The sequence below is a fragment of the Pseudomonas hormoni genome (assembly GCF_018502625.1).
GTDB lineage: Bacteria > Pseudomonadota > Gammaproteobacteria > Pseudomonadales > Pseudomonadaceae > Aquipseudomonas > Aquipseudomonas hormoni.
Map to the genome: position 1 here is coordinate 4586195 of NZ_CP075566.1, position 12254 is coordinate 4598448.

Genomic DNA, 12254 nt, shown 5'->3' on the forward strand with positions numbered 1-12254 from the left:
ATACCGGGTGATCGTCGACTACCCGCTCAATGTCTTCTAAGCTTGAGTAAGTAGAGGCCAGCGCGTTTTGCTGGCCTTTTTTTTGCTCCTCAAGCAGACATCTTCCCCATGCCCGCGAGCCGTCCCCCACACGTTTCAGGCAAGACCGGTCGCCCCGAGCTCATGGTGATCCTGGGCAGCTCCCTGACTGTTATCGCGATTCTCAGCATCGTCACCTTTCTGCTAATCCGCGAACACGCCAACGCGCAGCAGGCGGCCACGCGCAGCGCGACCACGATTGCGCAACTGATCGACGCCGACGTGCTGCGCACCGTCGAACTCTACGATTTGACGCTGCAAGGCCTGATTGCCGCCTCGCAGCGGGACGACTTGAAACAGGTTTCAGCGCAGATCCGCCATCTGGTGCTGTTCGACCGCTCTACCACGGCGCGCTTCAAGGGCGACATTCTGCTGCTCGACAAATATGGTGAGGTGCTCGCGGACTCCTCGCTGGTCGAACCAAAACCCGGCAACTTTGCCGATCGCGATTATTTCCTCGCACATGCCTTCAACCGCGACACCGGCATGTTCATCAGCCGACCGTTCAAACCCCGTTGCGATTGCGAGGACAGCGACGAATGGCGAATCAGCTTCAGCCGCCGCATCTCATCGGCTACGGGTGAATTCCTCGGGGTCGCCGTGGCTTCAATGCGCCTGGGCTACTTCGATCAATTGTTCAACAGCCTGAACATCGGGGCCGGCAGCGCCCTGTCCATCATCAACGACGACGGCATATTACTGGCGCAGAAGCCTCATCTGGCCAATGACTCGATCGGCAAAAGCTTCGCCAACCGCCCCAATGTCCAGCGCATCCTGCGCGAACACAGCGGCAGCTTTGACAGCGTGTCGAGCGTCGATCATGAACAACGCCTGTATACCTTTTCCAGGGTCGGCAACCTGCCATTGACGGTAATCGTCGCGCTCTCGGGCAACGACGTGTTTGCCGCCTGGGAGCGCACGGCGATTGTGATCAGCGGTGCTACCGGCGTGTTGTGCATTGGTCTGCTGTGGCTGACCTGGCTGCTGTGCCGGGAGTTGCGCCTGCGCCACAACGCCGAGCAGGAACTGGCACAACTGGCCGCCACCGATGCCTTGACCGGCGTGGCCAACCGTCGAACGCTCGATCAAACCCTGCGCCATGAGTGGTTTCGCGCCCAACGTTCCGGCAAACCGCTGTCGGTGCTGATGATCGATGCCGACCACTTCAAGGCTTTCAACGATCAACATGGTCATCAGGCGGGTGACGATGCGTTACGTGCACTGGCCAAAGTCATCGCCGAGAACGTGCGGCGACCGGCGGATCTGGTCGCCCGGTACGGAGGGGAGGAGTTTTCGGTAGTCCTGGCGGAAACGGACAGCGCGGGGGCGCAGCAGATTGCCGAACACATCCGCGTTGCCGTGGAACAACTGCCGTTTGTGGCGGGCGTTGAATCGCCGATTACTGTCAGTATCGGCATCAGCACCTGGACCTCGACCACCGACACCAGCCTCGAGCAGTTGCTGTTTGCGGCGGACAAGGCGCTGTATCAGGCGAAGGAAAGCGGGCGGAATCGGGTGGTGGCTACGCAGTGAGATCTTCGGTGTGGCGGCCGGCCTCTTCGCGGGCAAGCCTCGCTCCTACGAGACACGCATTGCACTTGTAGGAGCGAGGCTTGCCCGCGAAGAGGCCAGAACGAACACCGCATTACTTTTCCGCAGGCATAAAAAAAGGCCACCCGAAGGCAGCCTTTAAAAACTAGAGAGGTTTTTACTTACACCGCCGCAACCGGACGCATGTAAGAGATCGGTGCAGTGCTGGCGTCTTCGAAAGTCACGACTTCCCAAGCATCTGTCTGCTCAATCAACTTGCGCAGCAGCTGGTTGTTCAATGCATGTCCGGACTTGAAGCCCTTGAACTCACCAATCAGGCTATTGCCCAGCAGGTAGAGGTCACCAATTGCATCGAGGATCTTGTGCTTCACGAATTCGTCTTCATAGCGAAGGCCGTCTTCGTTCAGTACACCATCCGCGTCGACCACAATAGCGTTTTCAACGCTGCCGCCGAGTGCGAGGTTGTGCTTGCGCAGGTACTCGATGTCACTCATGAAACCAAAGGTACGGGCGCGGCTGACTTCTTTTACGAACGAAGTGCTGGAAAAATCCACGCTTGCACTTTGTGTGCGGTTACGGAAAACCGGGTGATCGAAATCGATCTCGAAACTCACCTTGAAGCCTTCGAAAGGGACGAAAGTGGCGCGCTTGTCGCCGTCTTCCACTGTCACTTCCCGCAGGATCCGGATGAACTTCTTCGGTGCGTCCTGTTCTTCCAGGCCGGCCGATTGAATCAGGAATACGAAAGGTCCAGCGCTACCATCCATGATCGGGACTTCGGACGCGGAGAGCTCGACGTAGGCGTTATCGATGCCCAGGCCAGCCATGGCCGAGAGCAAGTGCTCCACCGTATCCACTTTGGTGTCACCACTGACCAGCGTGGTCGACATCGTGGTTTCACCAACGTTTTCCGCGCGGGCAGGAATCTGCACCACAGGGTCGAGATCGGCACGACAAAACACAATGCCGGTGTCGATAGGTGCGGGCTTGAGGGTCAGGTATACCTTCTCCCCGGAGTGCAGGCCTACACCTGTGGCACGGATAATATTTTTCAGTGTGCGTTGTTTAATCATGGCTTGGGCCGCTTCAGCGCAAATTGCGAACTGGTATCAACAAAGGCTGGCGATAATAGCAGACCAGACCTTTGCTGAACACCAATCACCTTCATAGCCCTGATACATTCCATTAATCGGCCTGACGACGCAGGAAAGCCGGGATGTCCAGGTAGTCCAGATCATCTTGCGGATTCATCTTCGCGGCAGTCGCAGCACCGGCCTGAGCCTGGTTGCGCATGACGGTCGGACGGTCCAGATCACGGTAGTTCACCGCTGGCGCTTCCTGACGAGCGGGAGCCGATTGTTGCGGCTGCGACGCCATGGAGGTGTGAACGGTGTTGTCGATGACCTTCACAGGCTTCTCGATTTTCGCGCCCAGACCAGTGGCAACCACAGTCACGTGCAGCTCGTCGCGCATGTCCGGATCGATAACGGTACCGACCTTGACCATCGCGTGCTCGGAAGCGAAGGCTTCGATGATGCTACCCACGTCGGAGTACTCACCCAGGGACAGGTCAGGACCGGCGGTGATGTTCACCAGGATGCCGCGTGCACCTTGCAGGTTCACGTCTTCCAGCAACGGGTTGCGAATGGCCGCTTCGGTGGCCTCGCGTGCACGGTTCGGACCGCTGGCGCAGCCAGTGCCCATCATCGCCATGCCCATTTCGCTCATCACGGTACGCACGTCGGCAAAGTCGACGTTGATCATGCCCGGACGCTTGATGATGTCGGAGATACCGCGAACGGCACCGGCCAGTACATCGTCAGCCTTGGCGAAAGCCGACAGCAGGCTGGCGTCTTTGCCGAGGATGGTCAGCAGCTTCTCGTTGGGGATGGTGATCAACGAGTCGACGCTTTCGGACAGCAGACGAATACCTTCGTCGGCGATCTGCATGCGCTTGCGACCTTCGAACGGGAACGGACGGGTCACCACCGCAACGGTGAGGATCCCCATTTCCTTGGCCACTTCAGCAATGATCGGCGCAGCACCGGTACCGGTGCCACCGCCCATGCCGGTGGTGATGAACACCATGTTGGTGCCCTGCAGGACTTCGGCAATGCGCTCACGATCTTCGAGAGCGGCCTGACGACCTACTTCAGGGTTGGCGCCAGCGCCGAGACCTTTGGTCACGCCGGTGCCCAGTTGCAGGATGGTCCGCGCGCCAATGCTCTTCAGCGCCTGGGCATCAGTGTTGGCGCAGATGAATTCAACGCCTTCAATGTTGCTCTTGACCATGTGATTGACAGCGTTGCCGCCGCCTCCGCCAACACCGATAACTTTAATTACCGGGCTTGCGGGGATGTTGTCTACGAGTTCGAACATTTTCCCTCTCCTTTGATTCTCTAGTTTTTTCGCCTACTGCCTGTATCTACAACGGTGCTGCGGTAATTCTTAGAAGTTGCCTTGCACCCAGCTCTTGATGCGATCGATCAAGGCGGCTTTCGGCTCTTCATTGCTGTAGCTGTCGCGGCTGCTGATGCCCGAGAACGAAATCCCGTCGGACTGCTTTTGCAGGCCGTACATCAACAGGCCAACGCCGGTGGAATAAATCGGGTTGCGCACCACATCGTCGAGGCCCTTGACGCCATGGGGCACGCCCAGGCGGACCGGCATGTGGAAGATCTCTTCGGCCAGTTCGACCGCGCCTTCCATCTTCGAAGTACCGCCGGTCAGCACGATGCCGGCCGGGATCAGGTCTTCGTAGCCGCTGCGACGCAGTTCGGCCTGGATCAGCGTGAACAGCTCGTCGTAACGCGGCTCGACCACTTCGGCCAGGGCCTGGCGGGACAGCTCGCGCGGTGGACGGTCGCCAACGCTTGGCACCTTGATGGTTTCGCCGGCACCGGCCAGTTTGGCCAGGGCGCAGGCGTAGCGGATCTTGATCTCTTCGGCGTACTGGGTCGGGGTGCGCAACGCCATGGCGATGTCGTTGGTCACCTGATCGCCCGCAATCGGGATCACTGCTGTGTGACGGATCGCGCCTTCGGTGAAGATCGCGATGTCGGTGGTACCGCCGCCGATGTCCACCAGGCACACGCCCAGCTCTTTTTCGTCGTCGGTCAGCACCGAGTACGCGGACGCCAGTTGCTCGAGAATGATGTCGTCGATTTCCAGACCGCAGCGGCGCACGCATTTTTCAATGTTCTGTGCGGCGTTGACGGCGCAGGTGACCACGTGAACCTTGGCTTCCAGACGTACGCCCGACATGCCCAGCGGCTCACGAACGCCTTCCTGGTTATCGATCACGTAATCCTGCGGCAGGGTATGCAGCACGCGCTGGTCAGCCGGAATCGCCACGGCCTGGGCCGCGTCGAGGACGCGCTCAAGGTCGGCGGAGCTGACTTCGCGATCACGAATCGCCACGATGCCGTGGGAGTTCAGGCTGCGGATGTGATTGCCCGCCACGCCGACGAACGCCGAGTGGATCCGGCAACCGGCCATCAGCTGCGCTTCTTCGATGGCGCGCTGGATCGACTGCACGGTGGACTCGATGTTCACCACCACGCCTTTCTTCAGGCCGCGGGACGGATGAGTGCCGATCCCGACGATTTCCAGCGTGCCGTCGTCCGAGACCTCGCCTACCAGCGCCACCACCTTGGAGGTGCCGATATCGAGACCGACGATCATTTTGCCGCTTTGCACGTTTGCCATGGGTCCTGCCTCTTCTTAATTCTTCGCGACAGCGGGTTGGGCTGTCGTGGGCGCTACAGGTTCCCGCCAGCCAACAGCGAGGCCGTTGGCGTAGCGCAGATCGATGCGCGCAATGTTCGTAATCTGTTCTTTAAGCGTCTTGTCGTAGATGGCAATGAAACGGCGCATCTTTTCCACCAGGTTGCCGCGGCCCAGCAGCAGTTCGATTCCCGGGCCCGAGCTGCCGGCACCGGTGGTCAGGAACCAGCTGCCCCGTTCACGCAACTCCAGGCGTGCAATCGAGAAGCCCAGCGGCCTGAGCATCTGGCTCAGCACCTGGTATTGCTGCATCACTTGCTGCTGAGCCCGTTGTGGGCCGAACAGCTGTGGCAAGTGTTCGTAGTTCGCCAGCTCACGCGGGGTGAACGCCTGCCCCTGGTTGTTCAACAGCGACTCATCGCCCCAACGGGCCACCGGCAGTTGTTCTTCCAGGCGGATCACCACTTGATCCGGCCACACCCGACGCACTTCGGCGTGGGCAATCCAGGGCATCTGTTCCAGCTCGGTGCGCATGCTCGCCAGGTCGATGGTGAAGAAGCTCGACGCCACGTACGGGGCGATCCGCTGCTGCACCGCTTGCTGGCTGATGTAGCTCAGGTCGCCCTGCACCGCGACCTTGGTGATCGGCCGGTCGGCGTACGGCAACAAACGCTGCGCGCCTTCGTAAGTACCGAACCCCAGCGCCACCAGCATCACCGGCCAGAACAAGGCTTTGAGAAAACCAAAATTGGCTTTCGGCAGGCGCGCGGACATCGGCTCTTTGGCCACCATTCGGCTGGCACCCCGTGGCACCGGCTTGCGGCCGGGTGCTGGTGGGGGCTGATGTCTTAGCTGTGCGCCTTGCATGGTATTAACCTCGCGCCTCGATGCTGGCTGCCAGAATCGCCAGAACCAACTGCTGGAAATCCAGACCGGCAGCACGGGCCGCCATCGGCACCAGACTGTGATCGGTCATGCCCGGTGCGGTGTTGACTTCGAGGAACCAGAACTGCCCGTCGGCGTCCTGCATCACGTCTGCCCTGCCCCAACCGGCGATACCCAGCGCCTCACAGGCTTTCGCCGTGAGGTCCATCAGTTCTTTTTCCTTGGTGCTGTCGAGGCCGCATGGAATCCGGTACTGGGTATCGGAAGCCACGTACTTGGCGTCGTAGTCGTAGAAACTGTGCGTCGTGCCCAGGGCAATCGGTGGCAACACCTGGTCACGCAGGGTGGCGATGGTGAACTCCGGACCTTGAATCCATTGCTCGACCAACACTTGCGAATCGTAGGTACTGGCCGCTTTCCACGCGTCGATCAACTCGGGCGCGGACGTCACTTTGGCCATCCCGATACTTGAACCTTCATGGGCCGGTTTGACGATCAAAGGGAAGCCCAGTTCCGTCGCCGCCGAAATACAATCGGCCTCGGAACTCAATACCGCGTGGCGTGGCGTCGGAATGCCGAGGCTGTGCCAGACCTGTTTGGTGCGCAGCTTGTCCATGGCCAGTGCCGAGGCCAGAATGCCGCTGCCGGTGTACGGAATGCCCAGGCATTCCAGCAGGCCTTGCATGCTGCCGTCTTCACCGCCACGACCGTGGAGAATGATGAAGGCGCGATCGATTTTTTCGTTGAGCAAACGCTGCAACAGGTCATCACCCACGTCGAGACCGAACGCGTCCACACCGGCGCTTTGCAGCGCATCGAGAACCGCGTTGCCCGACTTCAGGGACACCTCACGCTCGGCACTCTTGCCGCCGAACAGCACGGCGACGCGGCCGAAATCTTTCGGCGCGATTGTGGAGACGAGGTTGGCGTAAGCAGCAGTCATTTCAACTTCCCCACGCTCGGCGCGGCAACCGTGCCAGCGAACAACGGACTCTTCAACAGTTTCGGTGCAAGACCGCCGATATCACCGGCGCCCTGGCACAGCAGGATGTCGCCGGCACGCAGCAGCGGCTTGACCACCGGCGCGAGGTCGACACCGCGCTCGATGTAGATCGGGTCGAGCTGGCCACGCTGACGGATGCTGTTGCACAGCTTGCGGCTGTCGGCGCCCGGGATCGGCTCTTCGCCGGCCGGATACACTTCCATCAGCAACAGGACGTTGGCGTCGGCCAGTACATTGACGAAATCGTCGTACAGGTCGCGGGTGCGGCTGTAACGGTGCGGCTGGTAAACCATCACCAGGCGACGCTCCGGCCAGCCACCGCGCACGGCTTTGATCACGGCAGCAACTTCGGTCGGGTGGTGACCGTAATCGTCGACCAGCATCACGCTGCCGTCTTCGACCGGCAGTTCGCCATAGACCTGGAAGCGTCGGCCCACACCCTGGAACCCGGACAGACCCTGGACGATGGCTTCGTCGCTGACGCCTTCGTCAGTGGCGATGCAGATGGTGGCTAGCGCGTTCAGCACGTTGTGATTGCCCGGCATGTTCACCGAGACGTCCAGCGGCTCGCGGTCAGGACGCAGCACGGTGAAGAAGGTCTGCATGCCCTGCTGACGCACATTGATCGCGCGCACGTCGCAGTCATCGCCGAAGCCGTAAGTGACGGCCGGACGTTTGACCTGCGGCAGGATTTCACGCACCACCGGGTCGTCCAGGCACACCACCGCCAGACCGTAGAACGGCAGGTTGTGCAGGAACTCGACGAAGGTTTTCTTCAGTTTGTTGAAGTCACCGTCATAGGTCGCCATGTGGTCGGCGTCGATGTTGGTGACCACGGCCACCAGCGGCTGCAGGTGCAGGAAACTGGCGTCGCTTTCGTCGGCTTCGGCGATCAGGTAACGGCTGGTGCCTAGCTGGGCATTGGTGCCCGCGGCATTCAGACGACCACCGATGACGAACGTCGGGTCCAGGCCACCGGCAGCGAACACCGAAGCGATCAGGCTGGTGGTGGTGGTTTTGCCGTGCGTACCGGCGACGGCGATGCCGTGGCGATAGCGCATCAGCTCAGCCAGCATCTCGGCGCGTGGCACCACCGGGATACGGCGTTCCAGCGCGGTGGCGACTTCCGGGTTGGAGGTGTTCACGGCGCTCGACACCACCAGCACGTCGGCAGCGGCAGCGTTCTCGGCGCGGTGGCCGATGAAGATTTGAGCACCGAACGATTCAAGACGCTCGGTGACCGGCGAAGCTTTCAGGTCGGAACCGGACACTTCATAGCCCAGGTTCAGCAACACTTCGGCGATCCCGCACATGCCCACGCCGCCGATACCGACGAAGTGGATGCGACGAATGCGGCGCATTTCCGGTTGCGGCATGGCTTTCTGATTCTCAACCATGGGCCACCTCCAGGCAGGTATCGACCACGTTACGGGTCGCATCGGGTTTGGCCAGGCGGCGTGCCGCAGTGGCCATGTCGGTGAGTCGTTGTGGTTGCATCAGGACCTCTGTCAGGCGTGCGGCTAGATCCGCTGCGCCAGTCGTTCTTTGCGGCATCAGGAAGGCAGCGCCTTCACGGGCCAAATAATCGGCGTTGCGGGTCTGGTGATCGTCGATCGCGTGGGGCAACGGCACCAGCATCGAGGGCAGACCGGCGGCGGCCAGTTCACTGATGGTCAATGCGCCTGCGCGGCACACCACCAGGTCGGCCCAGCCATAGGCGTGGGCCATGTCTTTGATGAAAGGCTGCACTTGCGCCTCGACGCCAGCCGCGCGATAGCGCTCTGCAGTCACTTCATCGTGGTTTTTGCCGGCCTGATGGAATACTTCCGGGCGCAGGTCGGGGGCGACTTGCGACAGGGCTTCAGGCAGCAACTTGTTCAACGGTTCTGCGCCCAGGCTTCCGCCCAGGATCAGCAAACGCGCCTTGCGACCGGCCAGGGCTGGTCGCGGTGTGTCGAGGAACAGCTCGGTGCGCACCGGATTACCGGTGGTCCGTCGGCTGTCCGACAGGGTAAAGGTGTCGGGGAACGCTTCACAGACTCGGGCGGCCAACGGCACCAGCAACCGATTGGCGGTACCGGCCACGGCGTTCTGTTCGTGAACGATCACCGGCACGCCGGCCAGTTTGGCTGCAACGCCGCCAGGGCCGGTCACATAACCACCGAAGCCGACCACGCACACCGGCTGCAGCTGGCGAATGATCGCCCGCGCCTGCCAGACGGATTTGAGCAACATCAACGGCGCCTTGAGCAGGGATAATTTGCCCTTGCCACGCAAACCGCTGGCATTGATCCGATGCAGTTCGATACCGGCCAGCGGCACCAGATCGTTCTCGATGCCACGCGGCGTCCCGAGCCAATGCACGGTGTAACCGCGTGCCTGGAATTCGCGAGCGCAGGCCAGCGCCGGGAACACGTGGCCACCGGTGCCGCCCGCCATGATCAAAACGTTAGCGCCCATGGGTCGACTCCTCGGCGAAGTCGCTCTCATGAAACTCCATCTCTTCGCTGCCGAGGTGGGTTCGACTCTCCCACTCAATGCGCAGCAACAGGCCGAGACAGGCGCAGCAGATCACCAACGAACTGCCGCCATAACTGAGGAACGGCAGGGTCAGACCCTTGGTTGGCAGCAGGCCGACGTTCACCCCGATATTGATCAGGAACTGACCAATCCACAGGAACGACAGGCCATACGCGATGTAAGCGGCAAAAAATTGCTTGGCCTTCTCGGCCCAATAACCGATGTACATGCCACGAATACAGACGAAGACGAACAGCGCGACCGTGCACAAGGACCCCACGGCGCCCAGTTCTTCGGCCAGGACCGAAAACACGAAGTCGGTGTGGGCTTCCGGCAGGTAGAACTGTTTCTGCACGCTGTTGCCCAGGCCCACGCCCAGCCATTCGCCGCGACCAAACGCGATCAATGCCTGCGACAACTGATAACCGGCACCGAACTGGTCAGCCCACGGATCGGCAAAGTTGGTCAGGCGCGCCATTCGATACGGCTGCACTTGAATCAGCAACACCACCGCCGCGACCGCCAGAACCACCATCAAGGAAAAACGGAACAGCCCGACCCCGCCGAGGAACAGCATCGCCGCAGCCGCACCCATCATCACGACGGTGGCACCGAAGTCCGGCTCCATCAGCAACAGGCCCGCCATCGGCAGCAGCACGATGAACGGCTTGAAGAAACCCATCCAGCTTTCACGCACTTCTTTCTGGCGACGCACCAGATAACCGGCGAGGTAGATCACCACGAACACCTTGGCGATCTCGGAAGGCTGAACGTTGAAGAAACTGAAACCGATCCAGCGCATCGAACCGTTCACTTCACGGCCGATCCCCGGAATGATCACCATCACCAGCAAACCGAACGCACCAATCAGCATCAGCCAGCCCAGGCGTTGCCAGGTGGCGATCGGAATCATCATGGTGACGATGCAGGCACCCAGGCCCAGCACCACGTAGATCAAATGGCGAATCATGTAGTACAGCGCACTGCCCGACTGCACGGCCGCCACTTCGGTCGAGGCCGATGCAATCATCACCAGCCCGAGGCCGAGCAAGGCCAGGCAACCGGCGAGCATCGGGAAATCGAGGTCAATGCCGCGCCCGGTAATGAGCGGCGAAGGATACGGCTTGATGATGTTAAGCAGGCTCATGCCAGATCCTCCACGGCGCGGACGAACTGGTGACCACGGTCTTCGTAATTCTTGAACATGTCGAAACTGGCGCAGGCCGGCGACAACAGCACCACGTCGCCCGGTTGCGCAGCGGCGCGGCATTGTTCCACCGCTTCGACCAGCGAACCGACGCGGATCAGCGGCACGGCGTCGCCAATGGCATCGCCGATCTTGTCGGAGTCGCGCCCCATCAGGATCACGGCGCGGCAGTTGGCCGCCACCGGATCACGCAGATCACTGAACTCGGCACCCTTGCCGTCGCCACCGGCGATCAGCACGACCTTGCCGTCGATGTCCGCGCCCAGGCCCTCGATGGCAGCCAGTGCGGCGCCAACGTTGGTGGCTTTGGAATCGTTGTAATAGCCCACGCCATCGAGATCACGAACCCACTGGCAGCGATGCTCAAGCCCGGCGAACGTGCGCAGGCTCGACAGCATGGCGTCGAACGGCAGGCCGACCGCGTGCCCCAGGGCCAATGCCGCCAGGGCGTTGGACTGGTTGTGGGCACCGCGAACTTTCAACTCGCGCACCGGCATCAGGTTCTGGAATTCGAAGGCCAGGTATTTCTCGCCGTCCTCTTCCCGGATACCGAAGGCCTTGAAATCGGGCTTGCTCAAACCGAAGGTCCAGCAAGGCTGACCTTCGCCCATCAACGGACGGCTCAGGGCATCCTGACGGTTGACCACGAACTGTCTGGCGCCACGGAAGATCCGGTGCTTGGCCAGGTGATAGGCCGGCAGACCGCTGTAGCGGTCCATGTGGTCTTCGCTGACGTTGAGCACAGTCGCCACTTCGGCGTTGAGCTGGTCGGTGGTTTCGAGCTGGAAGCTCGACAGTTCCATCACGTACAGCTCGACGTCATCGCGAAGCAGATCCAGCGCCGGAGTGCCAAGGTTGCCGCCGACGGCGACGCGCTTGCCCGCCGCAGCCGCCATCTCGCCCACCAGGGTGGTCACGGTGCTTTTCGCGTTGGAACCGCTGATGGCGACAATCGGCGCCTTCGCGTTACGCGCGAAGAGCTCGATGTCACCGGACAATTTCACGCCACGGGCAGCAGCGGCCTGCAGGGCCGGGGTCGCCAGCGCCAGGCCGGGGCTCACGTAGAGCTCGTCGGCACGGCACAGGAATTCGACGTCCAGCTCGCCACAACGCACTTCCACGTGCGGATAGTCACGCTTGAGCGTGGCCAGTTCCGGTGGATTGTCCCGCGTATCGGCGACGGCAAACGACGTGCCCCGGTTCGCCAGGAAGCGAACCAGGGACATGCCGCTCTTGCCGAGGCCGACAACGATGCGGAAGTGGTCAGAAGCGATCAGAGACACG

10 protein-coding genes are annotated in these 12254 nt (G+C 61.2%); 1 reads left to right on the forward strand and 9 read right to left on the reverse strand.

What is annotated here, in order from left to right; genetic code table 11:
* The first annotated feature begins 108 nt into the window (after nt 1-108).
* On the forward strand, nt 109-1611 hold the full coding sequence (locus KJF94_RS21310) for a sensor domain-containing diguanylate cyclase (protein ID WP_214378553.1): 1503 nt from the start codon (nt 109-111) through the stop codon (nt 1609-1611).
* Nucleotides 1612-1790: 179 nt separating this feature from the next.
* On the opposite strand, the gene lpxC is transcribed toward KJF94_RS21310, so the two are convergent.
* The 9 genes from lpxC to murD all read right to left on the reverse strand — a co-directional run bounded on the left by lpxC (nt 1791) and on the right by murD (nt 12253).
* Nucleotides 1791-2702, reverse strand: a complete 912-nt coding sequence (lpxC, locus tag KJF94_RS21315; RefSeq protein ID WP_017340679.1) for a UDP-3-O-acyl-N-acetylglucosamine deacetylase — start codon at nt 2700-2702, stop codon at nt 1791-1793.
* A gap of 112 nt (nt 2703-2814) precedes the next feature.
* Nucleotides 2815-4008 (reverse strand): cell division protein FtsZ, encoded by a 1194-nt coding sequence (gene ftsZ / locus KJF94_RS21320; protein ID WP_017340680.1) that lies wholly within the window; start codon nt 4006-4008, stop codon nt 2815-2817.
* Between the two features lie 69 nt (nt 4009-4077).
* Nucleotides 4078-5337: a cell division protein FtsA gene (gene ftsA, locus KJF94_RS21325; RefSeq protein WP_017340681.1), complete on the reverse strand. Its 1260-nt coding sequence runs from the start codon at nt 5335-5337 to the stop codon at nt 4078-4080.
* A 15-nt stretch (nt 5338-5352) separates the two neighbouring features.
* On the reverse strand, nt 5353-6222 hold the full coding sequence (locus tag KJF94_RS21330) for a cell division protein FtsQ/DivIB (RefSeq protein ID WP_214378555.1): 870 nt from the start codon (nt 6220-6222) through the stop codon (nt 5353-5355).
* Nucleotides 6223-6226: 4 nt separating this feature from the next.
* The gene (locus KJF94_RS21335; RefSeq protein ID WP_214378557.1) at nt 6227-7183 is read right to left on the reverse strand and encodes a D-alanine--D-alanine ligase; all 957 of its coding nucleotides are present in this window, start codon (nt 7181-7183) and stop codon (nt 6227-6229) included.
* Nucleotides 7180-8640 (reverse strand): UDP-N-acetylmuramate--L-alanine ligase, encoded by a 1461-nt coding sequence (gene murC, locus KJF94_RS21340; RefSeq protein WP_214378559.1) that lies wholly within the window; start codon nt 8638-8640, stop codon nt 7180-7182. Before murC ends, KJF94_RS21335 begins: the two co-directional genes overlap by 4 nt.
* Nucleotides 8633-9703, reverse strand: coding sequence for an undecaprenyldiphospho-muramoylpentapeptide beta-N-acetylglucosaminyltransferase (murG, locus tag KJF94_RS21345; RefSeq protein WP_214378561.1), 1071 nt, complete (start codon nt 9701-9703; stop codon nt 8633-8635). Before murG ends, murC begins: the two co-directional genes overlap by 8 nt.
* A complete protein-coding gene (ftsW, locus tag KJF94_RS21350; protein ID WP_017340686.1) occupies nt 9693-10910 on the reverse strand; it encodes a putative lipid II flippase FtsW in 1218 nt (405 codons plus the stop codon). The genes murG and ftsW overlap by 11 nt, the downstream gene beginning before the upstream one ends.
* The gene (gene murD / locus KJF94_RS21355; RefSeq protein WP_214378562.1) at nt 10907-12253 is read right to left on the reverse strand and encodes a UDP-N-acetylmuramoyl-L-alanine--D-glutamate ligase; all 1347 of its coding nucleotides are present in this window, start codon (nt 12251-12253) and stop codon (nt 10907-10909) included. The genes ftsW and murD overlap by 4 nt, the downstream gene beginning before the upstream one ends.
* Between the last annotated feature and the right edge of the window lies 1 nt (nt 12254).

Bases quoted from the DNA above. Each gene is read 5' to 3' on its own strand.
- KJF94_RS21310 (WP_214378553.1), top strand. From the start codon at position 109: ATGCCCGCGAGCCGTCCCCCACACGTTTCAGGCAAGACCGGTCGCCCC.
- lpxC (WP_017340679.1), bottom strand. From the start codon at position 2,702: ATGATTAAACAACGCACACTGAAAAATATTATCCGTGCCACAGGTGTA.
- ftsZ (WP_017340680.1), bottom strand. From the start codon at position 4,008: ATGTTCGAACTCGTAGACAACATCCCCGCAAGCCCGGTAATTAAAGTT.
- ftsA (WP_017340681.1), bottom strand. From the start codon at position 5,337: ATGGCAAACGTGCAAAGCGGCAAAATGATCGTCGGTCTCGATATCGGC.
- KJF94_RS21330 (WP_214378555.1), bottom strand. From the start codon at position 6,222: ATGCAAGGCGCACAGCTAAGACATCAGCCCCCACCAGCACCCGGCCGC.
- KJF94_RS21335 (WP_214378557.1), bottom strand. From the start codon at position 7,183: ATGACTGCTGCTTACGCCAACCTCGTCTCCACAATCGCGCCGAAAGAT.
- murC (WP_214378559.1), bottom strand. From the start codon at position 8,640: ATGGTTGAGAATCAGAAAGCCATGCCGCAACCGGAAATGCGCCGCATT.
- murG (WP_214378561.1), bottom strand. From the start codon at position 9,703: ATGGGCGCTAACGTTTTGATCATGGCGGGCGGCACCGGTGGCCACGTG.
- ftsW (WP_017340686.1), bottom strand. From the start codon at position 10,910: ATGAGCCTGCTTAACATCATCAAGCCGTATCCTTCGCCGCTCATTACC.